The organism is Halobacillus litoralis, from assembly GCF_020524025.1.
GTDB lineage: Bacteria > Bacillota > Bacilli > Bacillales > Halobacillaceae > Halobacillus > Halobacillus litoralis_D.
The window spans coordinates 242,023-268,414 of record NZ_JAIVKN010000003.1; the positions used below are offsets into that span (position 1 = coordinate 242,023).

Sequence of the window (26,392 nt, forward strand, 5' to 3'; positions counted from 1 at the left end):
GTTTCAAAAAAATAAAAGTTTATTCCAAGAAGAATCCATCTTTCATTGGATGGAGGCCTCTTGAATCTTGATGACTCCCTTATTAAGGCACATAAGCAGCTATCAGGTTTTCTATTTCTCGTCATCATGGAAAGGAACGTACCCAGGATATCAGACATATAAAAAGACCTCTCTTTACAGAGAGGCCTTTATATTTAAGATAGTTGGTGAAGAACGAGCTTATTGACCTTGGATCCGTCGGCCCTGCCTTTTACTTTAGGCATGACGGCACTCATGACTTTACCCATATCACTCTTAGAAGTAGCACCTACTTCTTCGACCGTTTCTTGAACGATCTGCTTGAGTTCTTCATCTGTCAGCTGTTTCGGCATATATACTTGTAAAATTTCTATTTCACGCTCGAGTCCTTCTACAAGATCTTCACGTCCAGCTTCTTTGAATTCATGGAGGGAATCATTTCTCTGCTTTACCTCTCGGGATAAAACAGTCAATTCTTCTTCTTCAGATAATGAGTCTTTCCCCAGTTTAATGGCTTCATTCTGCAATGAAGCTCTGACCATACGGATCGTGGATAATTTTTCTTTATCCCGAGCCTTCATGGCAGTTTTCATATCCTGAGTCAGACGGTCTGTTATTGTCATCTCTTCAACACCCTCTTAGATTACTTACGCTTTCTAGCCGCCTCAGACTTTTTCTTACGGCGTACGCTAGGCTTATCGTAATATTCACGTTTACGATATTCCGCTAATGTACCACTTTTTGATACATCACGCTTAAAGCGACGAAGAGCATCTTCAAGAGACTCGTTTTTACGAACGCGAGTTGTTTTTGACATGCTAATTTCCCTCCCTCCGAAGCAAACAAAACTGTTTCTCTTGTATGGGAACCCCCCATACCTTTGATAATTATATTATATGCATCTCAGTTGGTCAACTTTTTTTGTAGAGAATAGTTATTCAAATTAAAGATTTCTATTTAGGTAGCCAGTCAGGCTTGGAGAACTTGATGGATCATGAAGCTTTAGTTTCAAATACCTTTCATTATCAGACCGGATGTCCGTTACATTTATTGCCTTGATAATAAAAGATTTGCGACATTTACTTATTATACGTTTGAGGAAAGCATGTCAGGGAATTATTACAAGACTTTTTTTATTTTATTCGAAACTATTCAGCTTTCTATTGGTGGACACCTTACTTGTGGCATGAAAATCTTGAAAAAAAGCATATCTGCTAATTAGGAGATAAAAAAACCTGCCTGAGCGGCAGGTTTTTTTTAATAATCGGATGTGCCCTGTTCACCATTCACAATAGCAATACCTGAGCTTGCACCAATACGTGTCGCGCCAGCTTCAATCATAGCTTTCGCGCCTTCATAGTCACGAACGCCTCCAGAAGCTTTCACGCCCATATCAGGGCCTACAGTTTTGCGCATAAGGCTGATGTCTTCAACTGTAGCACCGCCGCCAGAGAAGCCGGTAGAAGTTTTAACATAGTCAGCACCTGCAGCTTTTGCTAGTTCACAAGCCGTTACTTTTTCATCTTCTGTCAGTAAAGAAGTTTCAATAATAACCTTAACAATTGCTTTACCTTCAGCTTCACGGACAACAGCTTCGATGTCCTGCTGAACCAGCTCTTTATTGCCGGATTTAAGCTCACCAATGTTGATTACCATGTCAACTTCAGCTGCACCCTTTTCAATGGCCTGTTTTGTTTCAAAGGATTTCGTTTCTTTTGTAGTCGCTCCCAATGGGAAGCCAATAACCGTACAAACTTTCACATCTGTTCCTTCAAGAAGTTCTGCGCAGTAAGATACCCAATGAGGATTGACACAAACGGAAGCAAAGCCATTTTCTTTAGCTTCTTCACAAATTTGTGTTATTTTCTCTTTCAGTGTATCCGGCTTCAATTGTGTATGATCAATCATCTTTGCTAGATTTTGTTCCATTATTTAAACGCTCCTTTATATATATGAGTTGTACGTACATCTCCTACATCATAGCATGAAAGCGATTATAATGCGAATCAGGAAAAACGCTGTTCAGACTCTTCCAGTGCATAGGAAATACTGGATAGAAAGTATAAGGGAGCGGTTTCCATCCGGAGAATCCTTGGACCTAATCGAACTGAAAGAAAACCTTGGTCCATTAATTCGTTTACTTCCCTTTCAGAGAAGCCTCCCTCAGGTCCAAATACAACCAATACAGATCCTCCCGATTGAACATCATCAAGAGCCTTACGTAAAGATTGATGACCTTCTTTTCTTGCTTCATCTGCATAGGCAAATAAACACAAGTCATAGGAATTTTTCACTGATAAAAGTTCCTGAAGCGAGTGTAAACCTAATACTTCAGGTACAATAGTACGTTCCGACTGCTCGCTCGCTTCTTTAGCAATTTTCTTCAACCGTTGAACTTTCTTTGGGGCTTTTTTGTTATCCCATTTTGCGACTGAACGATCGGCTTGATAAGGGATAAATGCAGAGGCACCAAGTTCTGTCCCTTTTTGAACGACCTGTTCCAGCTTATCCCCTTTACCTAGACCTGCCACAATAGTTACATGAACAGGAAGCTCACGCTGTTCATCTATCCACTGGGTAATTGTACATATAACACATTCATTATCCATACTTGTTATTGTACATAGGGCGGGCCCCTCTTTTGGGTGGATAGCTATTAATTCATCTCCAGGAGACATCCTCATGACTCTTGAGACATGATGGACATCATCTCCATAAATCGTAACCTTTTCAGCATTCCAAAAGTTTTCCTGTACAAAATATCTCTGCATACACTCTCACTCCGGTTTTTTCGCTATAATGCTGATCCAGTCTTCCATCTTATTCGTTTCCACTATTTCAAAACCTGATTCAACCAGCCGGTCCCGAACCATATCCTTGCGGCCTGAGATAATCCCGCATGTAATAAAATATCCGCCGGGTTTAACGACTCGGAAGGCATCGTCAGTAAACTTCACAATAATTTCTGCAAGAATATTAGAAACAATCAAGTCTGCTTCCCAATTGACACCATCTAAAAGGTCATTCAGCTTAGCAGTGACTTTGTCTTCCACGCCATTTAATGCTGCATTATTTTTCGTACTGGAAACAGCAACATCATCAAGATCAAATGCATGGACATGTTCAGCACCTAAGAGGACTGAAGCAACACTTAATATCCCTGAGCCGGCTCCAACATCCACAACCCGGTCGCCTTCAGCCATATACTGTTCAAGCGCTTGAATACTGAGAACGGTTGTTGGATGGGTTCCAGTACCGAAAGCCATTCCAGGATCCATCTCAATGATAATTTCGTCGCTTGATACAGGAGTATACTCTTCCCATGTAGGAATAATAGTAATCTTTTCAGAGATTTTGACAGGCTTGTAATATTTTTTCCACGCTGTGGCCCAATCTTCTTCCTTAATTTCTTGAATGGTCACTTTATTGTGCCCAATATCTATTCCAAAATCTGTCAAATTACTAACGGTTTGTTTAATTCCATCGACGGTCTCTCCGAGAAAACTATTCATAGGTAAATAAGCCTTTACATAGACGCCTTCAGATGGATAGTCATCAGGATTTAATTCATAAATTTCTCCAAGCTTCGTCTCTTTTCTATTCATATCTGAAGGATCTTCAATAACGACTCCACTTGCTCCTGATTCATGGAGAATATTGGAGACCGGTTCTACTGCTTCAGTTGTTGTATGGATACACACTTCAGACCATTTCACTATGATCCACCCTTTTCATTTATTTTTTCTATGGATACTACCTGAACTGGGATGTTCTTCCCTCTCAGAAAAAAATGCCTGTACGTTGGAATGGGAAATTCAGTCCGAAAAACCCTGCAAACCAATTCGTACAGACACTAGTTTTCACACCTTAGCTGTCGCCTTTAAACGCACGTTTCATACGTTCAAAAAAGTTGCCATGTTGTTCATCTGTCGCTTCATTACCGCTGATATCGTTAAACTCACGCAGCAGTTCTTTCTGTCTTTCTGTCAAATTCTTAGGCGTGATCACTTTCATCTTAACGTGCTGATCTCCCTGGCCGCGGCCATGGACATTCGGCGCACCTTTTTCTTTCAGACGGAATGTCTTTCCTGTCTGCGTACCTGCCGGCACTTTTAATTTCACATTGCCGTGTACCGTCGGAACTTCAATTTCGTCACCAAGAGCCGCCTGTGTAAATGTAAGAGGGATTTCACAGAAAATATGATCTCCTTCGCGCTGGAAGAATTCATGAGGCTGAACACGGATGACTACAAAAAGATCTCCAGCCGGACCGCCGTTGGCACCTTCTTCTCCCTTTCCTTGCACGCGGATTTGTTGACCATCGTCAATCCCTGCAGGAATATCCAAGTGGATTTTCTTACGTGTATTTACACGACCATCTCCACCACAGGTGTTACATTTATCTTTAATAATTTTCCCGCTTCCTTGGCAGTGATGGCAGACACGACGGTTTACTACGCGACCAAACGGCGTGTTCTGCTCTTCGTTCACTTGTCCAGTTCCCTGACAGTGAGAACATGTTTCCGGTGTCGTTCCTGGTTTAGCCCCAGATCCGTCACACGTATCGCACTCTTCTTCGGTTGGAATCTCTATATCGGTAGATTTCCCGAAAATAGACTCTTCAAATTGCAGGGTCATTGTATATTGAAGGTCTGCCCCTTTACGTGGAGCATTAGGGTCACGGCGCCTGCCGCCCCCACCGAAGAACATATCGAAAATATCACCAAAACCGCCAAAGTCTTGAGCACCACCACCAAAGCCGCCGAAGCCGCCCTGATTTGGACCGGCATGTCCAAACTGGTCGTACTGTGCACGTTTTTGTTGGTCACTTAAAGTTTCATACGCTTCTTTTGCCTCTTTAAATTTTTCAGAAGCATTCTCTTCTTCGCTGACGTCTGGATGATACTTACGCGCCAGCTTACGGTAAGCTTTTTTAATTTCATCTTTTGAAGCATCCTTGGATAGTCCAAGGACTTCATAATAGTCACGTTTACTCACTTGTTGATCACTCTCCCGGGCGCTATTCCATAAGGTATATATTAACACTGAAGATAAGGGCAGGCAAATAGTCTTTTACTATGGTTCTGCCTGTGCTGCATCATGAAAAAAGTCAAAGTCAAGAAGATCCTGACTTTGACTTTTTTTCTAACCTATCTTACTTCTTGTTTTCGTCTTCGTTGACTTCTTCATAGTCAGCATCTACGACATCTTCTTCTGCACCGCCGTCTTGACCTTGTTGAGCTTCAGCCTGTGCCTGCGCCTGCTCGTAAAGTTTCACAGAAAGAGCCTGTACTTGTTCTTGAAGGGCTTCTTTCTTCTCTTTAATCGCATCAAGGTCTTCTCCTTCTAGTGCTGTTTGAAGTTCTTCTTTTGCTGTTTCAGCTTTTTGCTTTTCATCTTCACTTACTTGTTCGCCAAGATCTTTAATTGTCTTGTCTGTTGTAAAGATAAGCTGATCAGCTTCGTTGCGTAGTTCAATTGCTTCACGCTTCTTCTTGTCTTCTTCAGCATTCTCTTCAGCTTGACGTACCATTTCTTCAACTTCCTCATCAGATAAACCGGAAGAAGATTTAATAGTAATCGACTGCTCTTTGTTTGTACCCATATCTTTCGCACGAACATTGACGATTCCGTTCGCATCAATATCGAAGCTTACTTCGATTTGAGGAACACCACGTGGTGCTGGAGGAATATCCGTCAGTTGGAAACGACCCAGTGTTTTGTTGTCCTGTGCCATTTCACGCTCACCTTGAAGGACATGGATATCTACAGCTGTCTGGTTATCAGCAGCAGTAGAGAACACTTGAGAGTGACTAGTTGGGATTGTTGTGTTACGCTCGATCAATTTAGTTGTTACGCCGCCCATAGTTTCGATACCAAGAGAAAGCGGTGTAACGTCAAGAAGCACAACGTCTTTGACATCGCCTTGAAGTACGCCACCTTGAATAGAAGCACCCAGCGCTACTACTTCATCTGGGTTAACGCCCTTAGAAGGTTCTTTACCTACTTCTTTCTTAATCGCTTCTTGTACAGCAGGAATACGTGTAGAACCACCGACAAGAATTACTTTGTGGATGTCACTTGCACTCATATTTGCGTCTTTAAGAGCTTGACGTGTTGGTTTCATAGAACGCTCAACCAAGTCAGATGCAAGTTCTTCAAATTTCGCACGAGTCAAGTTCATTTCTAAGTGAAGCGGTCCTGCTTCACCGGCTGTGATGAATGGAAGAGAAATTTGTGTTTGAGCTACACCAGAAAGATCTTTTTTCGCTTTTTCAGCGGCATCTTTCAAGCGCTGCTTCGCCATTTTATCCTGGGATAAATCAATGCCGTTTTCTTTTTTGAATTCAGCTACCATATGGTCGATAATGACTTGGTCAAAGTCGTCCCCGCCTAAGCGGTTGTCACCAGCAGTGGAGATAACTTCGAAAGTTCCATCTCCGATTTCAAGGATGGATACGTCAAATGTACCACCACCAAGGTCATAGACAAGAATAGTTTGATCTTGGTCTTCTTTGTCAATACCGTAAGCTAGAGCTGCTGCTGTCGGCTCGTTAATGATACGCTCTACTTCAAGACCTGCAATTTTACCTGCATCTTTTGTAGCCTGACGTTCAGCATCGTTAAAGTAAGCTGGAACAGTAATGATCGCCTTATCTACTGTTTCACCCAGGTAATCTTCAGCATAACCCTTGATATATTGAAGGATAATTGCAGAAACTTCCTGAGGTGTGTACTCTTTGCCTTCTACTTCAACTTTATGGTCTGTACCCATGTAACGTTTAATAGAAAGGATCGTGTTAGGGTTTGTGATCGCCTGACGTTTAGCAACCTCCCCTACCTGACGTTCTCCATTTTTAAACGCAACAGCAGATGGAGTTGTACGGTTACCTTCCGGATTCGGGATAACTTTCGCTTCTCCACCTTCCATAACTGCTACACAAGAGTTAGTTGTACCTAAGTCAATACCAATGATTTTACCCATAGTTAAATGTCCTCCTTTACGTACTCACACATCTTATTATTGATTTACTTTTACCATTGATGGTCGGATAACTCTGTCTTTCAAGCGATACCCTTTTTGAAGCTCTTCAACCACGACATTTGATTCGTAGTTTTCATCTTCCACCTGCATAATTGCCTGGTGAAGATGGGGATCAAATTCTTCCCCCTGAGCCGGGATTTCTTCCACTCCCTCTTTCTCAAGAGCAGTTTTGAATTGGTCATAGACCATCTTCATGCCATTGGCAAAGTTTTGAGCAGATTCACCATCTACTTCAACTTGTAATGCTCTCTCGAAATTATCCAAAGCAGGAATTAACTCTTCCACAAGACTTTGGGATCTATATTTCCGATCCGCTTCTTTTTCCTTTTGAGTGCGGCGACGAAAATTATCATAGTCCGCTTGGAGACGAAGCAATCGATTGTTGATTTCTTCCTTTTCGCTGCGGAGCTGCTCTAGCTCATCTGAACCAGACTCTTCCACAACTTCTTGTTGAGTCTCTTCTGCTTCTGTCTGTTCATCTTTTTCATCAATGATCTCTTGTTTGTTCTCTTCCACGACTTCCACCTCCTACTTTCCATTACACCGTTACTGACTATAACATGAATAGATATCCTGAAAAAGCAATAGACAAAAAGAAGGGATGGGAAAAGTCCCCCATCTTCTTTTTTCTCAAGCTGATTTAATACCAGCCACGGAATGTATTTGTCATATGCTTGGATAATACATTCATTAATGAAAACATTCGATTATACTCCATGCGCGTAGGGCCTAACAAGGCTATGGTGCCCACCTGATCATTACCTAGATGGTAACTGGCAGTAATAAGACTGCAGTTTTGCATAGCATCGAATGGATTTTCCTGACCGATTTTCACTTGAATCCCTTCCTGCCCGGATCGAAGCAGATCGGCCATTGCATTCTCTTGCTCAATCGTGGAATACAAAGACCGGACTTTATCAAGGTCTCTGAATTCAGGCTGCATGAGAATGTTGGTTTTTCCGCCAATGTAAAGTTTGGTCGGATGGTCATCCACTAGAGCTGCACGCAGATAGGAGAATGCCTCTTCGTGCTGATCTGTATGTTTTCTTAACAGATCATGAATCTCTGAATAAAGCTTCTCATGCAATTTCACTAATGGCACACCTTGAAGACGACTGTTCAAGATGTTTACCATTTTCTCCAAATCTGCTCCTTTCATCTCAACAGGAACATTAAAGGCTCGATGCTCCACATGTCCCGTATCCGTGACTAAAATGGCAATAGCAGATTGTTCCGAGAGCGGCACAATTTGCAGCTGCTTAAGCTTAGTCTCAAATACTTCAGGGCCTAAAATAATGGAGGTATAGTTGGTCAAATCAGACAAAATACCTGCTGATTTTTGAACAACCCTTTCAAACTCCATCATTTTATCATTAAAAGCATCGCGGATTGTAATAATTTCCTGATCGGAAAGACGAAATGGAGAAAGCAGATGGTCGACATAAAAGCGGTAGCCTTTTTCTGAAGGAACCCGCCCGGATGAAGAATGAGTTTTTTCAATAAAACCCATTTCCTCAAGATCGGCCATTTCATTTCGAATGGTTGCTGAACTAAAAGTCACAGCTTCCTTTTTGGCAATTGACCGCGACCCTACTGGCTGGGCGGTCAGAATGAAATCATCAATTATCACTTGCAATATTAGCAACTGTCTTTCTGTTAACATCGATGATCACCCCTGTTAGCACTCGTCATTAGTGAGTGCTAAATCTAATAATAAATTATCAAAAGGGTCCTGGGATGTCAACGGAAAACCATTAATTTTTAATCATCCAACAAGAATTCCTGAAAAACTTCATTTCCTAAGATACGTCCTTTCGATGTCAATCGGATATACCCACTGTCTTCCTCAATCAAAGAACGATCTTTCAAGTTTATAAGGGCATGTCCAAAAATGTCGACGAGAGGAGAGCCATACTTCTCTCCGAACCTGTCCTTGGATACACCTTCCGTTTTTCGAAGTCCCAGGAACATTTCTTCTTCCATCTCTTCTTTTCTACCGATCGGTTCTTCATGCAGCACCGGCTTCCCGTCAGCCATTGCTTTTTTCACATAAGCTGGCAGAGGGCGGATGTTGATTGTCCGTTTACCAGGAAGATAACCGTGAGCACCAGCCCCGATCCCGAAGTAATATTCATTATTCCAGTATGTCAAATTATGTTTACTTTCAAACCCAGGTTTAGCGAAGTTACTGATCTCATATTGTTTGGCACCTGCCTGTGACAATTTGCTTTGAAGAAGCTCATACATTGCGGCTTCGTCATCTTCCGGCGCTTTAGTCAGCTTACCCTTTTTGTAGCGTTGATAAAAGATAGTCTTCGGCTCAATTTGTAAGGAATAAGAGGAATAATGCGGAAGGTTGAACTGCATGGCTTCATCAATCGTTCTTTCAAAGTCCTCCACCGTCTGACCAGGAAGAGCATACATTAAATCAATGCTGATATTTGAAAGCCCTGCTTGCAGAAGACGATCAATATTTGTATAAACATCTTTCACTTTGTGTACGCGTCCGATTTTTTCGAGCATATCATCATCAAACACCTGCACTCCGAGCGATATTCTGTCGACACCATATGATTTTAACAGACGGACCTTTTCCATATCTAAATCACCAGGATTGGCCTCAAACGTATATTCTTCGCAGGCTGCAATATCAAAATGCTGGTCAATCATATCCAAAAGCTTCTCAAGCTGCTGATGGTTAACAGCAGTTGGTGTACCCCCGCCGACAAAAATGGTACGTACACGTGCTTTTTCACCAGGAATATACGTGTGGATTTCTTGCTCGAGCGCTTCCAAATATTCATCAGCAAGACGTTCATTATAAAAAAACTTAGTAAAGTCGCAATAATGGCAGATCTGCTGACAAAATGGGATGTGTATATATGCGGACGGGATATTCATAGATGTTCCACCTTTCATAAGGAAAACCGCAAGAGATAAATCTCCTGCGGTCTAAAATGTAAAACTTTAGGTTTAATCTTCGTTCAAATCAAGTACAGACATGAAGGCTTCCTGCGGCACCTCTACAGAGCCAACCATCTTCATGCGTTTTTTACCTTCTTTTTGTTTCTCAAGCAGCTTACGCTTACGCGAGATATCTCCACCGTAACATTTAGAAAGGACGTTTTTACGCATCGCTTTAATCGTTGTTCGAGCGACAATCTTATTACCGATTGCTGCTTGAACCGGAACCTCAAACTGCTGTCTTGGAATCAACTCTTTCAGTTTTTCAGCAATCAGTTTACCGCGTTCATAAGCAAAATCGCGGTGAACGATAAAGGATAAGGCATCGATGGTATCTCCGTTCAGAAGAATGTCCATCTTCACGAGATTTGAAGGGCGGTAGCCGATTAATTCATAATCAAATGACGCATATCCCTTTGTCTGGGACTTCAAAGAGTCAAAGAAGTCATACACAATTTCAGACAGAGGAATTTCATACACGATATTAACCCGGTTATCATCCAAATACTGCATGTCCATGAAGTTCCCACGTTTACGCTGGCAGATCTCCATAACTGGACCTACATAATCGTTTGGAACCATAATGGTAGCTTTTACAAACGGCTCCTGCACCTCTTCCAGCTTCTGATTATCCGGCATCATAGAAGGGTTATCGACATTCGTTTCTGTTCCATCTGTCATGGTAACTTTATAAATAACACTTGGAGCGGTTGTAATCAGGTCTATCTTATACTCGCGCTCAATGCGCTCCTGAATAATTTCCATATGCAGCATTCCAAGGAAGCCACAGCGGAAACCAAACCCTAGTGCCTGAGATGTTTCTGCTTCATATTGAAGCGAAGAATCGTTCAGTTCTAGACGCTCCAAGGCATCTCTTAAATCATTATATTTATTGGCATCGACCGGATACATACCACAGAACACCATCGGATTCATCCTTTTATATCCTGGCAGAGGCTCTGCTGCAGGATTATTGGCAAGAGTAATGGTGTCACCCACGCGGCTGTCTCCAATGTTTTTTATGGAAGCAGTTAAATAACCTACATCTCCAACATTCAGTTCTTTCAATGGTGTAGGTGTCGGTCGGAACACACCCACTTCGTTCACTTCAAACTCTTTCCCTGTAGCCATCATTTTGATTTTATCTCCAAGCTTAATGGACCCTTCACGCACACAAGTGTAAGCTACTACACCACGATAAGAATCATAAAGAGAGTCAAAAATCAGAGCTTTTGTCGGGTCTTCTACATTCCCGACAGGAGCAGGGATATCTGACACAATCCGCTCCAGGATTTCATCAATACCGACACCTTCTTTAGCTGAAGCTAAAATCGCATCAGAGGCATCAATACCAATAACATCTTCAATCTCCTGCTTAATTCGTTCAGGATCTGCACCAGGCAGGTCAATCTTATTGATGACCGGGATAATCTCCAAGTCATTTTCAAGCGCCAAATAAACATTGGCAAGTGTCTGGGCTTCGATTCCCTGTGCGGCATCTACTACAAGAATTGCCCCTTCACAAGCTGCTAAGCTTCGGGAAACCTCATATGTAAAGTCGACGTGCCCAGGTGTATCGATTAAATGAAACGTGTAATCCTGTCCATCATTTGCTTCATAATTTAACTGAACGGCATTTAACTTAATAGTAATCCCGCGTTCCCGCTCAAGATCCATTGCATCAAGAAACTGTTCTTTCATTTCTCTTTGAGTTAAAGCCTTGGTTTTTTCTAAAATACGATCAGCAAGTGTCGATTTCCCGTGGTCGATATGGGCGATAATCGAAAAATTGCGGACCCTTTCTTGTTTTGATTGTGCTGTCAACTTAAATCACTCCTACTGAATTCGACACAAATATCTAGGTTGATTATAGCAATACAAAGAGGATTATTCAATGTTCAGCTGAAGAACAGCCATCTACTTACGATCCTGCCTGTATAATTCCAGCTAAAACAACGATTACACCATTAAATATAAGAGCAACTCCTTCTCCAATCCCCAGAGCAAATTGAGATATCCAGGGGATCGTTTCTTCTATTTCAGGAGGGGTGCACCGGCATTCAGCTGTTTTTGGTTCGTCCTCTTTTTCTTGTGCCTTAGGCGGCTCCTGCAGTTTTACATCAGCTGTAACCGCTGAAGGACGCTGTTCATCAAGTTTATCATTGTTCTGCTCAATTCCATACAGTGCCCCTGCGATAAAAACCGCCCCAATCAAGATAATTCCAATCAGCCACCGCATAAGCCCCCTCCTCCCTGCTATATTCATTATGAAGAGACTTTTTCATCTTCAAAATAAAACTCACTAAATATCTCTGCCATAATATCAGCCGATCGGTATAATTCATCAAGGTGGTTATATACACCACCAAATTCAATTAAGATGGCATTCGGGTTCATATCCTGATTGTAAATTCCGTCAACCCCTGCCCCCTTCTTCGTTATTACACCGCGGCTTATTCCTGGGTATTTTTCTTCCAGTCGTTTGTGGATCTCTGAGGCGAAAGCTAAGTTCTTTTCGTACTGTGGGTTTTCTGCTCCAATAACAAATGCAAAACGCGCGTAATCTTTTCCTTTGATGGTTGTCGTTGTATGCTCACGCCCGAGACTATCCCGGTGAAGATCAAAGAAATAATTTAAGGAACCATTTTGACTCATCGCCTCCTCAACAACTGGTCTCACAGCATCATAGGACTCATAATATTCAAGTCCTTTTTCACTTCTTAATGCAGCAACGTCTGTTGTGTCAACAATCGTACCAATCCCTCTTCTTTCCAAACTATCACCTAAACGCTCCCCTACGAGTGTAATATTTACTTTTCCATCATAGACCGTTGATTTATCAGGTAAGTGCGGGTAAAACGATTCTGTATTATGTGTATGATAGATATAAACACGATCCTTACCAACCGGGACTTTCTTTGAATCATCCTCCGGCCGCTGATCTTCTTCTACTACTCCTTCTTCTCCACGATCGTCCACTTCCATCGGCGGCTCTGACTCAATAGGGAGTGTAGAAAAGTCCGTTCCTTCCCCTGCAATAATAATTTGACTGTTATAAGAAGATAACCCAGGGATTTCTCTCCCTAACAAACTTCTTGGATCATTGGGGGTCAAACTGGTTAATAGTTGAAAAGATAACGTCCCAAGGCCGGGAATACGGTTTCCAGCGGGATGAGCATCTTTAAACGCTTTGTTCTCCATCTCGAATAAATAAAGGAATGAGCTTCCTTCAAGCTTCGCTGTCCACTCTTGAATGGTGCTCGAATATACCTTGTAAGTAGTTTTAGCCCCAGTTAAAATTCCAATTCCAATGAATAGCAGGAGTAAAACGGCAACAGCGATGACTGTCCATCTTGTCCCCTGCTTCATGTAACTCGTTTTGTTCTTCAATTTTGGGTACTGAGACATAAAAAATCCTCCCTCATACTCTATCTAGTAAATGGTATGAATGAGAGGATTCTAATAGAACCGGACTCTATTAAATTTTACCTATTATATGTCTGCACTTCTCCATCTTCCACTCCTGGATGCAAAGCGCCATTGATGCCTGTAGCAATGACATGTGCCATGTCCTTAATAAAACTATCTACCTCTTTAGGAGTTACCATTAAATTATGACCAAGTGGTGTCAAAACTTCTTTGATCAGCTGTTTCTTCTCAGCTTCTTCCAGCTGGCCGAACATCCCAAGCACCGCTTTACTCTGCTCCTCATTCGGGTGATCTTCTTCAGTGAGTCTTTTTCTTTCAAAAGGATTCATTGCTGGTGATAAAGCATTCGATGGACGATCCTTTTCCTTCCACTCTCTTCCAAAATGCTTTAATACATAATCGATGGTATCACTTGTAATCGTCACAGCATCAACAACAGTAGGAACTCCAATAGAAATTACAGGAATACCGTACGTTTCTCTGCTGATCTCTTTTCGCTTGTTGCCAACGCCTGACCCTGGATGTATCCCCGTATCTGATAACTGAATGGTCGCATTAATACGGTTGATAGATCGGGAGGCTAACGCATCGATAACTAAAACAAAATCAGGTTTCGTCTCCTCGATAATTCCATGCACCATGTCACTGGTTTCAATCCCGGTTACTCCCATAACTCCAGGTGTAACAGCCGACACCGGCCGATAACCCTCAGATACGGTTTCCGGACGGAGTTCAAATAAATGACTGGTTACATACACCTCTTCGGTTACCAACGGCCCAAGGGCATCGGGTGTCACATTATGATTCCCTAATCCAACAATCAACCCCCGGTCCATTTCTTTTATTCCGCATTCACTCATTAGTTTTCTTAATTGCCCAGATAACGTCTTGGATAAGTTCATCTGCAGATTGCGGTCCTGTTTACGAATCGCCAGCGACTCTAAAGTTACATAATGTCCAGCTTTCTTGCCTATACGCTCCGCCCCTGCTTCATCCACAGTTACATAAGTAATGGTTATATCATCTTTCTTATTTTCATGAACTTCAACACCGTCTGAATCCGATGATTCCGGATCATCTTTAACGTTCATCTCCTGTGCTTCAAGAGCTAAATCCGTTCTTAATAAATCGGCGAATTTTTCCTCCATTCATCTCAACCTCCTTAAAACAATCTTCTCCTATACATGTCGAAACTATGCAAATCCGAAGAGAAGGATTAATATAAGTATTGAAAACCGCTTCTAGCTCTGGTAAAATGTCTTTTGTTCGATATGAATGAGTCTTTTGTTTTTACCTAGGAGGTGAAACTATGCCTAATATTAAATCAGCTAAAAAACGTGTACGTGTAAATGATGACGCTCGTTCTTTGAATGCAGCATTCAAATCAGACATGCGTACTGCGGTTAAACGTGTAGAAAAGCTTGTTGAAAGTAAAGAAGTAGAGAATGCGAAAGAAGCACTTCCTACAGCTGTTAAGAAAATCGACAAAGCTGTTCAGCGCGGTGCCCTTCATCAAAATACAGGGAACCGTAAAAAATCCCGCCTAACTAAATTAGTTAACGCATTATAATTCATTCGTTATTTATGACCAACAGACGATCCTTCTTATGAACGGGTCGTTTTTACATGAAGAAGCCCTCCGGACTCCGGAGGGCTTCTTTGCTGTAACTATCTATGTCATTACCGATTTTCTATCATGAAGCTCCCCTTTAATGATTTAAGATATTACAGACTGTCCCTGCTTGATGTGAATCAACTGATAGAGGAGCATTTCAAAGGCGAGTGACTTTTCCATTCTACCTTGTTTCAGCGTGTGGTCGGTTTCAGCTAACTGATTCATGATTTGATTTAGTTCCTGGTTCGAGAAAAACCGCTCTCTTTTTAGTGCCATTTTTATGACATAGGGATGGGCTTTAATATAACTTTTCATTTGATTTTGACCATATCCTTTTTGCTTCAGGACTTTGGCCTGGTTGATAATCCTGAACTGTGAAGCCAGCAGGGCGGTTAAAGCAATAGGCTCTTCATTCAGTTTTTCCAGATCTTTGTAAATCCTTATAGCTCTCCCTAAATCTTTCTCCATGACAGCATCTACAAGCTTAAGCCCCGAAGCTTCTGCGCTATGAGAAAGCAGTTGTTCCGCCAGCTCTCTTGTCACTGTCCCGCCTTCTCCGACATTCAGTGCCAGCTTTTCCATTTCATTTCTCAACGCCATTAAATTCGCACCGATCTCCTGTGTGAACAACTCATAGATTTCTTTTGGGACTGTAATATGTAATTCATCAGCGAGCGTTTGAATCCATTTATCTATGTCCCATTCTTTTACCGGCTGGCAGTTAATGACTTCTCCATGTTTTTTTAACTGCTTAAAAATCTTTTTCCGTTCATCCAGTTTTTCATAAGGCGCAATCAACACCAATGTTGTATATTCAGCAGGGTTTTGTAAATACTCGAGCAAAGCATCTACATCATGCTCAAAACTCAATTTATCCGGCTTCGCTTTTAGAAAAACAGGATGATGTGCAATGACCACTTTCCCATCCCCTAAGAAAGGAAATGTTTCCGCATCTGTGACAATGTCTTCCACAGGCGTTTCTTCCAGGTCATACTGCGACACATTAAATTCCTGATCTTCTTTTTTTAACTTTTTTTGAATGATTTTATCTTTATTCTGCTGAATAAGATAAGATTCTTCTCCATATAATAAGTACACTTGTGATTGTTTTGAATCGACCATATTGTGGTTGTCCTTCCTTTATAAAAAAAGATACGGCGCCCCTGATAGGGACTCAGTGTCACTATTTTATTGCGCTTTGCAGCATCTGTCAAAATAGTGTCCTGATTACGCCGTATGAACCATCTATATAAACGCCATTTCAAAAGCCCCGGTTGCTTTTGAAGAGGACGATGTTGTTCCTCTCTTGCGTTTAGTTTGACCGCTTCTCTAAGAATTATCTGTGACAAGTCTTGCTAGCAGTGGCAATGGTATCAATCAAGGATGAATTTAGAAATCCTGGCAGGCGAATGTAGATTTTTAACAAAGAATGGACTATACTTAGTAATTGATATAGGAGGGGTAACAATGAACGAATTTAAAAACGATATTCAATCCAAAACTAATGATGTGATTGACTCTGGGTTAGGGTTTGTATTTTCATTTGTTTTCTTCTTCGTTATTTTCTTCATCGGCGTCGTATTTTCTATAGTTGGACAATAGTAAATGCGGAACCAGAAGGCTGCTGTTTCAGCAGTCTTTTTTATTCTCTGCTCGCATTATACGGAAGAAATGTAGAAAACGTTCCACTTTGATGAGAAAAATTATATTGAACAGCTCCATGACGGTTCGTTTGAAGTACGAGAATTTGATGATGCTCCAAGCGATCTAAAACATCCTTGTGAGGATGCCCATATCGATTGTTAACACCAGCAGATATAAGAGCAACATCCGGCTTCAGGAGAGTAATCCACTCTTCTGAGGTGGACGTATTACTCCCGTGATGCCCTACTTTCAAAACGTCTGCCTTTAATAAAGGGCTGTTTAATAAAAGGGCATCTTCAACACCCACCGATATATCCCCGGTAAACAGCCACCGCTTCCCTCCAATATCTGATGACAAAACTAATGAATTGTCATTCGGATTTCCCCTGTCTGTTTCGGGAGAAATGACATCAAAAGCATATCCTCCTATTTTGACTTGATCTCCTCTCTGTAAATGAACTACGTTTTTTGTTTCATCCTCAACTTTATAATAAGCACTCACGAACATGCGATTTACGTCCATTTCTTCTAAGAGATAGGTGACACTTCCATTATGATCAGAGTCTTCATGGGATATAAAAACAGCATGGATTTCGTCTATCCCCTTTGACTTTAAGTAGGGCAGAATGATTTCTGCAGCAATTTTCTCTTGATTTCGAGTGTAAACAGGCGGACCTGCTGCATCAATCACAATGACCCCCCGCCTGTATGGCAGCTCTATTACAAACGTATCTCCCTGCCCAATATCCAGCATCGTTACCGTTCCTTTAGAGGAGAAATAAGGAAGAACACACGAAATCATTAGTACTCCAACGGTTAAGCCACCGTAAAAAAAACTTGATCCCTTTTTTCCCTCCCCCCATTTTTTCATCATGACCATAAAAAAAATCGTATAAAGAATAATTATTGAAGAAGTAAGTTCGCCTAAGACCCACTTGAAATCGAGAGCCCGGCTGAAGTTTATTACCGTTGATAGTACCCACTCATGGAAGGAAATAAAATAGGAGGACAAATTATATGAGATAAACGGAAAACACTGAGAAAGTAAAAAGAGAATCATCATAAAGGGGATGACAAAAAAAGAAAAGTAAGGGACCACGAGAAGATTGACAAATAAAGAAAGAGGTTGAAACTCATAAAAATAATGGATTTGGAAAGCCAAGATGGAGAGTTGACTGACAAAACTCACGATTATGGACTGCACCCAAAAGCCGTCATGCTGTTTAAAAATAGGTGTGGAGAGAATCAAACTAAAAGTTACAAGAAACGAAAACTGGAAACCAATGTTGTAGAAAAAAGAGGGGGAGTAAAGCAGTAGTCCAAAGGCAGCTAAAGAAAGGAGATCCGTTAAAGGAACTTTACGGTTCATTAGAACCATTAATATTAAAGACAAAGCCATTAAACTTGCCCTTATAACAGAAGGAGCTGCTCCAGCAAGTATTGTATAGACAGGAAGAGATAAAAAAATCATAATATGGACCTGCCTTTTAGCAGCTATGCCTAAGCGGAAAAAGAAAAGGTAAACCCCGCCCACCATCAAGCCTGTGTGGAGACCGGAAATAGCTAAAATGTGCGACACGTTAAATTCTCGAAACCAGTCAAGCGTTTCATCAGACAACTCATCTGTTTCACCTAAGACTAATGCTTTTATCCATCCGTATGCTTTTGGATCAATCCTTTGGCGGAGTGTCTCGTCCATCTCCATTCTCCATTCGTAAATATAACTGAGAAAAGACCTTCCGTCACATTGAATGTCTGTTAAATCCGAAACAATTAATTGATGGACAATCCCTTTTTCAGCCATAAAAGATCGATAATCGAATTGTCCAGGATTTCGTGCCTGAGCGAACGCCTCTGCGCTTCCAATAAGAGCACAGTGAGATCCGTGGTGCCAGTCATGTGGTTTTAAGTTTCCGTCTTCTTTAAAGTAAACAACCATTTGCTTTTCATTGTTCTCATCTTTTAAGATTACCTGATATGCATGTGGCGTTTCTTTAACATCGGATACAATGCCCCCCTCCCATTTCACCTGTACACCCTCTTGAAGGGTCGGAAGGTTCTTATAGGATGAGGGCGACAAATAGAAGTAACCAAAAAAGCCAAAACACACGATTAACATAAGGAGCGGAAGCTGTCTGCGGTAAAGAAAGAGCCAGTAGGATGTAAGTCCTGCCAAAAGGAAAAAACCAACTTTTTCCTGAAAAGCCAAACTCCCGCCGATGACAAAAGCAAGGGCAGGAATATGACATTTTCCTTTCCAATTACTCACCTATTCAAATGAATGAAAGAACCTGCTGCTTTTTCCCTCAACTCCTTAATTTCTGGATCACCGTAAGATTCAAGCTTATCCAACATTTGAGAAACAAGCTCCTTTTGTTCTACCTGCAGCGGTTCCATTTCGATTGGTACCTTTTGCACAACGACTCCTGCCTGCTGTAAGAGTTCAATGGCATATCGATCATTTTTGTAATCTTCACTATAGTAAACCGCTTGAATTCCCGCTTGAATAACCGCCTTTGTGCAATGCAGGCAGGGAAAGTGAGTGACATAAATTTCGGCTCCTTCTGTCGCTACACCAAACTTTGAACACTGTAACAAGGCATTCATCTCGGCATGAATGGTTCGTACACAGTGTCCATCCACTACATAACACCCTTCATCTATACAATGGACACCTCCAGAAACACTCCCATTGTATCCACCTGCAATCATTCTTTTATCTCTTACGATGATGGCTCCTACGGCTAACCTTTCACAAGTGCTTCTTGATTTAAGTAAATAACTCTGTGCCATAAAATATTGGTTCCAAGTGATCCGTTCCATTTATGTATCCCCCCGCATTTTTTATTCAGTTTACTCTGACTCATTGGTTACGTCAACGTTACGGTACAAGTATATCTTCCTTCATATCTTCAAGTGTTTTCTCACCAATACCAGTTACCTTAATTAAATCTTCCAAAGAGCTAAAAGGTCCGTGCTCTTCTCTATATTTAATAATACTCTCGGCTTTAGAGGGTCCAATGCCTTTAATGGTTTGTATTTCAATTGCCGAAGCGCTGTTCACTCTAACTTTTTGCACCTTTGTTTCACTAGTCATCCCCTTCGTCACGTCTCCCTCCTGAACTTCATCGTTCAGAGCGACCGAAATAACCATTTCATCTTGTAATTTTTGGGCCAGATTTACACTCGATGGATCTGCCTCTCTTGTAAGCCCTCCAGCCTTTCTTATAACATCATCGACCCTTGTTCCTGAATCCATGGTATAAACTCCCGGCTCTTTAACCTCTCCTTTTACATCTACTTTTATTTCTTTCTCATCCAAAGAATCGTTTTGTACAGCCTCTGACGATTTCACCACATTTGATTGCGGCATGGAGTCAGGATCTGAAGAAGGTTTTTGGGAATAAATCACAAGAACAAAAATAAGCACTAAAATAATCCATCCATACCTTTTAAACTTCACATTAATGACCTTCTTTCATATTTCATTATTTTAAGAATAAAGATATATAGGTAATCATTAAGGGGAGGGATTCCATTGAGATGGGGAATCATTGGAACGGGAAATATGGGGAGTATGCTGACGAAGAGTCTTATTAAAAGCAATGCTGTTTCTCCAGAGCATTTAACGGTCTATAATAGAACATCAGCCAAAGCGGAAAACCTCAAAGCAGAATTCCCAAAGTTGAATATTGCGAAGGATCTGTTGTCCATACAGCAAAGTTGTGATGTCCTTTTTATTTGTGTTAAACCCCATCACTATAAAAACATTCTTGATACACTTGAAGGGAAATGGTCGGAAGAACAATGCCTTGTATCCATCACGTCCCCCATTGCCGTTCATCAGCTTGAAGAGGCTACACCCTGCCAGGTGGTCAGAATCGTTCCTTCTATTACTAATCATGCCTGGGCCGGAGTCAGCCTGTTTACTTTTGGTTCAAGAGTAAGTGCAGAATACAGAAAATCGTTAATTTCTGCCTTTGAGCACATTTCACTTCCTATAGAAATCGAAGAAGAATTCATAAGGGTTGCTTCGGATATTGTTTCCTGCGGTCCTGCTTTCATCAGTTTTTTACTCAGCGAATGGATATCCGCTGCTGGCGAGGTAACAGGAATACCAGAGAAGAAGGCAACAGCATTAACAGAAAATATGATGGTGGGTCTTGGGGAATTACTTGCTCAGAAAGTGATGACACTGGAAGAATTAATGGAGAAAGTGACTGTAAAAGGAGGAGTGACTGGAGAAGGTTTGAAGGCACTGGAGAACCATATTGGATCCTTATTCCATAAAATGTTTGAAGCTACACAAGAGAAGCATAAAGAAGATAAAAGCAATATTCATTTCTAATGTTCATCAATTCGACATATACCTTTCAATTCCTGCTTTTTTCATAAAAAAAGAGTCCGATAAAATCGGACTCCCTCTCTATTCTTGCTTTTGACAAACAAAGAACAATCGATCTCCATCAGCCTGCACCGTATCAATGAAGTCTGCATAAGGACCTTCCAACGTGAAGCCAGACGCTTTCAGCCAGTTTTTAAGATCATTAACTGGATACCCTCGCTGGTGATGGACTTCGTCAAACCTTTGATACAGAGCGTCTCTTTCAACGAAAAAGGTCAAATCATGGACGATGCTGTTCTCTTCTTCACCCGGATCACAAAACCATACATAAGAGATGTCGTCACGAACTTCTGCAAACGTTGCACCAATAAGATCATTTTGAATATGATCTAAAGAATGAACATCAAACAGGAACAATCCCCCCGGCTTTAAAGAAGCAGCAATACGTTCAAAAGCCTGTTTAACTTTCGCTTCTTCATCCAGGTAATTGAATACATCACAATAACTTATGACACAATCAAAAGGTTCTACGATGTCCAGTTCTGTCATATTTTGATGGAGCCAGTTAATTGAGGAACGCGGATTTTTTTGCTGTGCAATCGTCAGCATATCTGAAGATAAATCCACTCCCGTCATACTAAATCCGTTTTGGTGAAGCCTGTGGGTGATCTCTCCAGTTCCGCAGCCTACATCGAGGATCGTATGAATTGTTTTTGGATGTTCGGAGATTCTCCGTTTCGTAAAATCAACCCATTGGTCATAAGGAGCATCTTCCATAAGGCGGTCATAAACGAGCGCCATATCACCATAACTCATTTTAACCTTCGATCCCCTCTACAGCGACTGTATCTGCGTCACCCCAGAGTCTTTCCAAATTGTAATAGTGACGTTCATCTTTATGGAAAATGTGACATACCACATCATTAAGGTCCACTAATACCCAGCGGGCCTGATCAAACCCTTCGATCTTCTTCACTTCAATTCCATTTTCTTCCGCCTGATTTTTCAATTCTCTGGCAATGGCCTGCACTTGTCTTTCATTAGACCCTTCACAGATTAAAAAATAATCAGCGATTAAAGATACCTCAGACATATCTAAAACCACAATATCATTCGCTCTTTTTTCATCGCATGCCTGAGCTGCTAATGTAACTAAATCTTTACTTTCCATGAGTTTCCTCCCTTGTTCATCCCTATCTCTGTCTATTTCCATGATCAATTGATCATATTAAATCATTATATGCATGAAACGTGTCCGGATAAACGGTTCTTTCCTTACTCACTAAAAAAACAATCGTGTTTTTTAGTGCTAATGCACAGGCTCCATCTAGATTAGTTTCTGCAATTTCACGAACTTCATCAACGCCCGGGAAGTCACGCCCCGGCTCGATATAATCTGCAAGGAAAACGATTTTGTCTAAAAGGGACATGTGTTTCTTCCCTGTTGTATGACTGGATATTGCAGACAATATTTCCGGATCTGCAAGTCCTATTTCCTGTTCAAGCATATAGGCTCCCACAGGTCCATGCCAAAGCTCATGATGGTAATCCAAAAGGTCCTTGGAAAGACGACGGTCTGTCTCTATCCAACGCTTCATGAGGTCAAGCGGCTTGTACTTGGCATAATCGTGCAAGGCTGATGCAACTTCCGCCTTCTCCGTATCTGCTCCAAAACGTTGAGCAAGGTCCACCGCCTGATCCGTAACCCGAACGGTATGTTCGTATCTCCTTGTTTTTAAAAATGGACGGACATAATCGAGTGCTTTCTCACGAGTGATCTCCATATAATCGATTCTCCTTTATATAAGAATCCACCGTTTCCGGAATTAAGTAACGGACACTCTTTCCTGACACCATTCTTGAGCGTACCATTGTTGAAGACACATCAATGGAAGGGATATCGACAAAGTGAATAGGGATCGAATCATTCCATTGGTAGCCCGGCCTTTCAACTCCGATAAAATCGACCATCTGCTTCAATTCCTCGATCCGGTTCCACTTCGGAAGGTGCTGGACCATGTCCCCTCCGATAATAAAGAAAAATTTATAATCAGGGTATTCTTCTTTAAGAAAGGACATCGTGTCCACGGTATAAGACGTACCTTTTCGAACCAGTTCAACATCACAAACCTTAAACTGAGGATGGTTTTCTGTTGCGCGTTTAACCATTTCCAGTCGTGCTGGTGGAGCAGTAGCTGATTCCTGTTTATGAGGAGGTATAAATGAAGGCATAAACCACACTTCATCTAACCCCATTTCTTCGCGCGCATATTCCGCCATAATGAGGTGGCCTTGGTGAGGGGGATCAAAAGTCCCACCAAGAATCCCTATTTTAAACATATCGCTGCTCCTTTACGGCAATTGGATTTGCTTATTCTCTTTGGACTCTTTGTAAAGGATAATTGTATTTCCGATGACTTGCACAACATGTGCACCTGTTGCTTGTACAATTTCATCTGCCACGACTTGATTTTCTTCCAGACAGTTTTGCAGGATGCTGACTTTTATAAGCTCTCTTTTCTCAAGAGCCTCATCGATCTGTGTTGTCATATTCTCATTAACGCCTGCTTTACCAACCTGAAAAATCGGCTGGATGTTATGAGAGGCGGCACGTAGGTGCTTTTTTTGTTTACTTGTTAACATTCTATACCCCTTTCAATTTCTGCTCGAACTTCTCAAGCAGCGGCATTGCTTCTGGATTTGTATTTGTCCAAATTTGAAAAGCATAAACAGCCTGCTGCAATAACATTTCATGCCCGTAATGGAGACGGGCCCCAAGATTTTCTGCCTCAATCAGGAATTTTGTCTTCATAGGACGGTAAACAATATCGCTTACAACTGTCCCCTTTGTCAAGTGATCAAGCGAAAGGATTACTTTATGATTGTCCGGATTCATTCCAACTGTAGTTGTCTGTACAATTAAGTCATAATCAGCAAGCTTCTCATACGCTTCCTCGAGCGTCATAGATTTAGATGAGGAGGAGGCAGGGATCTGCTCTATTAATTCTTCTGCCCGCTTTACCGTGCGGTTGGCTACATCTACTGTATCCACCCCGGAACGCGTCAAAGCTGCATAAATACCCCTTGCTGCTCCACCACTCCCTATTAAGAGTGCTTTAGATTGGTCATGAAACAAATCTGGGTAACGGTTATTTAGCGAATGAACAAAGCCTGTTCCATCTGTATTATAACCAGTCCACCCTTTTGATGTGTGTTTAACTGTATTGACGGCACCTAATTGACGTGCACTTTCATCCAAGGCGTCCAGATGAGGGATGACTTTTTCTTTATAGGGAACCGTCACATTAAAACCATGCAGGTCCTTTTCCTTTAAAAAATTCATTTTTTCATCAAATACATCCGGCTGTATTTCCAACAGCTCGTAACTTCCTTCAATTCCCTGCTGCTCCATAAGTTGATTGTGAATCCAAGGTGAAAGGGAATGACCGATCGGATAACCGATTAATCCAAGTTTGTACAAACGATCCCCTCCTATATCAGTGACTCTCTTAATGATACTTTTACTCCCTCCGGCACGTGGGCTGTTACTGTAATACCACCTTCAGGGATGGTCACCCATCCCAGACCAGAAAAGACGATATCTGTTTTATCATCCTTAATCTTTAAAGTCTGCGCTTTTAATGGTGGAAGTTGATCTAAAGTTTCTTTATCAGGAGGAGTCAACAACTCTCCTAAATGATTCTTATAGAGTTCATCAGCCTTTTCTAATTTCGTACGATGAATAGATAACTCATTGGAGAAGTGACAAATGAATGAACTTCGCTCACCTGTTTCAAAATCCAGTCTGGCTAAGCCGCCAAAATATAAGGTTTGCTGTTCATTTAGTTGATACACTTTAGGTTTAACTTCTTTTCTAGGAGTAATGATCTTTAAGTCTTTATCGGACACATAATGGGCCATTTGATGACGATGAATCACGCCGGGTGTATCATAAAGGGAACTATTTTCATCTAACGGGATGTCAATGAAACCAAGCGTTGTTCCCGGGAAGTAGGATGTCGTAATGGCATCCTTTACTCCTGATGTATTGGAGATTAATGTGTTGATAAACGTCGACTTTCCAACATTTGTAGTTCCAACTACATAAACATCTCCACCTTCACGATAGCGCTCAATAGCTTCGGACAGTGCTTCAATTCCCTGGTTCTTCTCAGCAGAAATTAAATAGACATCTTCTACTTCCAGACCATTTTCTCTTGCTGAACGCTTTAACCAGTGCTTTACTTTCCCCTGATTCACAGATTTAGGAAGGACGTCCATTTTGTTACCGACAAGAACAACAGGATTATTACCGGTCAGGCGTTTTAACCCTGAAATAAAACTCCCATTGAAATCAAAAATATCAACGAGCTGGACGACAAGTCCTTTCGTATGACTAATCTGATTTAACATTTCAAGGAAGTCATCGTCCTGATATGGGACATCTTGTACTTCATTATAATGCTTCAAACGAAAACACCTTTTACAGATGATGTCTTCTCTTTGTAAAGCGGAAGCAGGTGCATAACCCGGTAGTTCAGGATTTGTTGTTTGGATATCCGCTCCGCATCCCTGGCATTGTATATCTGCCATTATTGATCTCTCCTCTGCCATGTGATTTTTCCTCTTCTTCTCATCCAATTCAGGATCCGTCGTTCGATCTTTCTGTTGATTTTCGTAAAGAACCCATCTGTCTGTACAATTGGAACAACCAATATTGTATGAAAACCGGCTGAGTTTCCACCAAGTACATCCGTTAACAGCTGATCACCAATGACAGCTATTTCATCCTTGTTTAGGTTCATCTGCTTCTGTGCTTTTTTAAATGCCTTAGAAAGCGGCTTTCTGGCACTATAAATAAAGCTTGCATCTAAAGGTTCAGAAAAAAGTTTGACACGGGTTTCGTTATTATTGGAAGCGATCGTTACCTGAATCCCGTGATCGTCCATCTTTTCAAACCATCGTTTTATATCTTCTGTCGCATCCGGGACATCCCAGGCGACCAACGTGTTATCTAAATCTGTAATGACACCTCTAATTCCTTTTGCTTTTAATTGCTCAGGATCAATATCAAAAACACTCGGTACATGTTCATCTGGCAAAAATTTATTCAGCATTTACTCACTCCATCTCTTATACAACGGCAAAATCTCCTTCACCATCATATACAAAATTTAACGATGTTTCAAAAAGAGTATAATTAAGAACATAAATCGTTCGACAAATACCGACATAATCGGGGTGTGGATAAGTTTATACACAATTTCCACACGTCTGCTCCTTTGTTATAGCTCAAGGAAGCCAATTTTCACAAAAGTTATCTACAATTTCT

Annotated in this window: 29 protein-coding genes; 3 read left to right on the plus strand and 26 right to left on the minus strand. The window is 41.3% G+C overall.

The window, feature by feature from the left end:
- Positions 1 to 194: 194 nt before the first annotated feature.
- The 14 genes from LC036_RS12810 to gpr all read right to left on the minus strand — a co-directional run bounded on the left by LC036_RS12810 (position 195) and on the right by gpr (position 14,604).
- Positions 195 to 641 (minus strand): GatB/YqeY domain-containing protein, encoded by a 447-nt coding sequence (locus LC036_RS12810; protein ID WP_226583146.1) that lies wholly within the window; start codon positions 639 to 641, stop codon positions 195 to 197.
- A 20-nt stretch (positions 642 to 661) separates the two neighbouring features.
- Positions 662 to 835, minus strand: coding sequence for a 30S ribosomal protein S21 (gene rpsU / locus LC036_RS12815; RefSeq protein WP_008638284.1), 174 nt, complete (start codon positions 833 to 835; stop codon positions 662 to 664).
- A gap of 440 nt (positions 836 to 1,275) precedes the next feature.
- On the minus strand, positions 1,276 to 1,947 hold the full coding sequence (gene deoC, locus LC036_RS12820; RefSeq protein ID WP_226583149.1) for a deoxyribose-phosphate aldolase: 672 nt from the start codon (positions 1,945 to 1,947) through the stop codon (positions 1,276 to 1,278).
- A gap of 77 nt (positions 1,948 to 2,024) precedes the next feature.
- Positions 2,025 to 2,789 carry a 16S rRNA (uracil(1498)-N(3))-methyltransferase gene (locus LC036_RS12825; protein ID WP_226583152.1) on the minus strand — a complete coding sequence of 255 codons (765 nt, stop codon included), beginning with the start codon at positions 2,787 to 2,789 and terminating at the stop codon, positions 2,025 to 2,027.
- 6 nt (positions 2,790 to 2,795) lie between these two features.
- Entirely contained in the window at positions 2,796 to 3,734 is a 939-nt protein-coding gene (gene prmA, locus LC036_RS12830; protein ID WP_226583155.1) for a 50S ribosomal protein L11 methyltransferase, read from the minus strand.
- Between the two features lie 151 nt (positions 3,735 to 3,885).
- On the minus strand, positions 3,886 to 5,016 hold the full coding sequence (gene dnaJ, locus LC036_RS12835) for a molecular chaperone DnaJ (RefSeq protein ID WP_226583159.1): 1,131 nt from the start codon (positions 5,014 to 5,016) through the stop codon (positions 3,886 to 3,888).
- 157 nt (positions 5,017 to 5,173) lie between these two features.
- Positions 5,174 to 7,003 carry a molecular chaperone DnaK gene (dnaK, locus tag LC036_RS12840; protein ID WP_226583162.1) on the minus strand — a complete coding sequence of 610 codons (1,830 nt, stop codon included), beginning with the start codon at positions 7,001 to 7,003 and terminating at the stop codon, positions 5,174 to 5,176.
- A 36-nt stretch (positions 7,004 to 7,039) separates the two neighbouring features.
- A complete protein-coding gene (gene grpE / locus LC036_RS12845) occupies positions 7,040 to 7,579 on the minus strand; it encodes a nucleotide exchange factor GrpE (protein ID WP_226583165.1) in 540 nt (179 codons plus the stop codon).
- 124 nt (positions 7,580 to 7,703) lie between these two features.
- Positions 7,704 to 8,726: a heat-inducible transcriptional repressor HrcA gene (gene hrcA, locus LC036_RS12850; RefSeq protein ID WP_226583167.1), complete on the minus strand. Its 1,023-nt coding sequence runs from the start codon at positions 8,724 to 8,726 to the stop codon at positions 7,704 to 7,706.
- Between the two features lie 98 nt (positions 8,727 to 8,824).
- On the minus strand, positions 8,825 to 9,964 hold the full coding sequence (gene hemW / locus LC036_RS12855; protein WP_226583170.1) for a radical SAM family heme chaperone HemW: 1,140 nt from the start codon (positions 9,962 to 9,964) through the stop codon (positions 8,825 to 8,827).
- Positions 9,965 to 10,036: 72 nt separating this feature from the next.
- Positions 10,037 to 11,851 carry a translation elongation factor 4 gene (gene lepA, locus LC036_RS12860; protein ID WP_226583173.1) on the minus strand — a complete coding sequence of 605 codons (1,815 nt, stop codon included), beginning with the start codon at positions 11,849 to 11,851 and terminating at the stop codon, positions 10,037 to 10,039.
- Between the two features lie 97 nt (positions 11,852 to 11,948).
- Positions 11,949 to 12,266, minus strand: a complete 318-nt coding sequence (locus tag LC036_RS12865) for a hypothetical protein (protein WP_226583176.1) — start codon at positions 12,264 to 12,266, stop codon at positions 11,949 to 11,951.
- Positions 12,267 to 12,292: 26 nt separating this feature from the next.
- The gene (spoIIP, locus tag LC036_RS12870) at positions 12,293 to 13,435 is read right to left on the minus strand and encodes a stage II sporulation protein P (protein ID WP_226583179.1); all 1,143 of its coding nucleotides are present in this window, start codon (positions 13,433 to 13,435) and stop codon (positions 12,293 to 12,295) included.
- A 77-nt stretch (positions 13,436 to 13,512) separates the two neighbouring features.
- Entirely contained in the window at positions 13,513 to 14,604 is a 1,092-nt protein-coding gene (gene gpr, locus LC036_RS12875; RefSeq protein ID WP_226583181.1) for a GPR endopeptidase, read from the minus strand.
- A 161-nt stretch (positions 14,605 to 14,765) separates the two neighbouring features.
- On the opposite strand from gpr, the gene rpsT reads away from it, so the two are divergent.
- Complete coding sequence (rpsT, locus tag LC036_RS12880; RefSeq protein ID WP_226583183.1) at positions 14,766 to 15,026, plus strand: 30S ribosomal protein S20; 261 nt, start codon at positions 14,766 to 14,768, stop codon at positions 15,024 to 15,026.
- A 147-nt stretch (positions 15,027 to 15,173) separates the two neighbouring features.
- Here rpsT and holA read toward each other — a convergent pair whose 3' ends face one another.
- Positions 15,174 to 16,193, minus strand: coding sequence for a DNA polymerase III subunit delta (holA, locus tag LC036_RS12885; protein ID WP_226583186.1), 1,020 nt, complete (start codon positions 16,191 to 16,193; stop codon positions 15,174 to 15,176).
- A 345-nt stretch (positions 16,194 to 16,538) separates the two neighbouring features.
- Here holA and LC036_RS12890 point away from each other — a divergent pair, with 345 nt between their 5' ends.
- Positions 16,539 to 16,673 carry a YqzM family protein gene (locus LC036_RS12890; RefSeq protein ID WP_226583188.1) on the plus strand — a complete coding sequence of 45 codons (135 nt, stop codon included), beginning with the start codon at positions 16,539 to 16,541 and terminating at the stop codon, positions 16,671 to 16,673.
- A 40-nt stretch (positions 16,674 to 16,713) separates the two neighbouring features.
- Here the strand turns inward: LC036_RS12890 and LC036_RS12895 are convergent, their stop codons facing one another.
- The 3 genes from LC036_RS12895 to LC036_RS12905 are packed head-to-tail and all read right to left on the minus strand — an operon-like array spanning position 16,714 to position 20,178.
- Positions 16,714 to 18,984, minus strand: a complete 2,271-nt coding sequence (locus LC036_RS12895) for a DNA internalization-related competence protein ComEC/Rec2 (RefSeq protein WP_226583191.1) — start codon at positions 18,982 to 18,984, stop codon at positions 16,714 to 16,716.
- Entirely contained in the window at positions 18,981 to 19,538 is a 558-nt protein-coding gene (locus tag LC036_RS12900; RefSeq protein ID WP_226583193.1) for a ComE operon protein 2, read from the minus strand. Before LC036_RS12900 ends, LC036_RS12895 begins: the two co-directional genes overlap by 4 nt.
- A 58-nt stretch (positions 19,539 to 19,596) precedes the next feature.
- Positions 19,597 to 20,178, minus strand: coding sequence for a helix-hairpin-helix domain-containing protein (locus LC036_RS12905; protein WP_226583195.1), 582 nt, complete (start codon positions 20,176 to 20,178; stop codon positions 19,597 to 19,599).
- Between the two features lie 75 nt (positions 20,179 to 20,253).
- On the opposite strand from LC036_RS12905, the gene comER reads away from it, so the two are divergent.
- On the plus strand, positions 20,254 to 21,063 hold the full coding sequence (gene comER, locus LC036_RS12910; RefSeq protein ID WP_226583197.1) for a late competence protein ComER: 810 nt from the start codon (positions 20,254 to 20,256) through the stop codon (positions 21,061 to 21,063).
- Between the two features lie 78 nt (positions 21,064 to 21,141).
- Here the strand turns inward: comER and LC036_RS12915 are convergent, their stop codons facing one another.
- From LC036_RS12915 to LC036_RS12950, 8 genes are read right to left on the minus strand one after another with little or no spacing between them, the layout of a single operon-like run.
- Entirely contained in the window at positions 21,142 to 21,876 is a 735-nt protein-coding gene (locus tag LC036_RS12915; protein ID WP_226583199.1) for a class I SAM-dependent DNA methyltransferase, read from the minus strand.
- A 1-nt stretch (position 21,877) separates the two neighbouring features.
- Complete coding sequence (gene rsfS, locus LC036_RS12920) at positions 21,878 to 22,231, minus strand: ribosome silencing factor (RefSeq protein WP_226583201.1); 354 nt, start codon at positions 22,229 to 22,231, stop codon at positions 21,878 to 21,880.
- 52 nt (positions 22,232 to 22,283) lie between these two features.
- On the minus strand, positions 22,284 to 22,844 hold the full coding sequence (gene yqeK, locus LC036_RS12925) for a bis(5'-nucleosyl)-tetraphosphatase (symmetrical) YqeK (RefSeq protein ID WP_226583202.1): 561 nt from the start codon (positions 22,842 to 22,844) through the stop codon (positions 22,284 to 22,286).
- Positions 22,828 to 23,400, minus strand: coding sequence for a nicotinate-nucleotide adenylyltransferase (locus LC036_RS12930; RefSeq protein ID WP_226583205.1), 573 nt, complete (start codon positions 23,398 to 23,400; stop codon positions 22,828 to 22,830). Before LC036_RS12930 ends, yqeK begins: the two co-directional genes overlap by 17 nt.
- A 12-nt stretch (positions 23,401 to 23,412) precedes the next feature.
- The gene (gene yhbY, locus LC036_RS12935) at positions 23,413 to 23,703 is read right to left on the minus strand and encodes a ribosome assembly RNA-binding protein YhbY (protein WP_226583208.1); all 291 of its coding nucleotides are present in this window, start codon (positions 23,701 to 23,703) and stop codon (positions 23,413 to 23,415) included.
- A 1-nt stretch (position 23,704) separates the two neighbouring features.
- The gene (gene aroE, locus LC036_RS12940) at positions 23,705 to 24,541 is read right to left on the minus strand and encodes a shikimate dehydrogenase (protein WP_226583211.1); all 837 of its coding nucleotides are present in this window, start codon (positions 24,539 to 24,541) and stop codon (positions 23,705 to 23,707) included.
- An 11-nt stretch (positions 24,542 to 24,552) separates the two neighbouring features.
- Positions 24,553 to 25,653 carry a ribosome biogenesis GTPase YqeH gene (gene yqeH, locus LC036_RS12945; protein WP_226583215.1) on the minus strand — a complete coding sequence of 367 codons (1,101 nt, stop codon included), beginning with the start codon at positions 25,651 to 25,653 and terminating at the stop codon, positions 24,553 to 24,555.
- Positions 25,653 to 26,177, minus strand: coding sequence for a YqeG family HAD IIIA-type phosphatase (locus LC036_RS12950; RefSeq protein ID WP_226583218.1), 525 nt, complete (start codon positions 26,175 to 26,177; stop codon positions 25,653 to 25,655). Before LC036_RS12950 ends, yqeH begins: the two co-directional genes overlap by 1 nt.
- Positions 26,178 to 26,392: the final 215 nt, after the last annotated feature.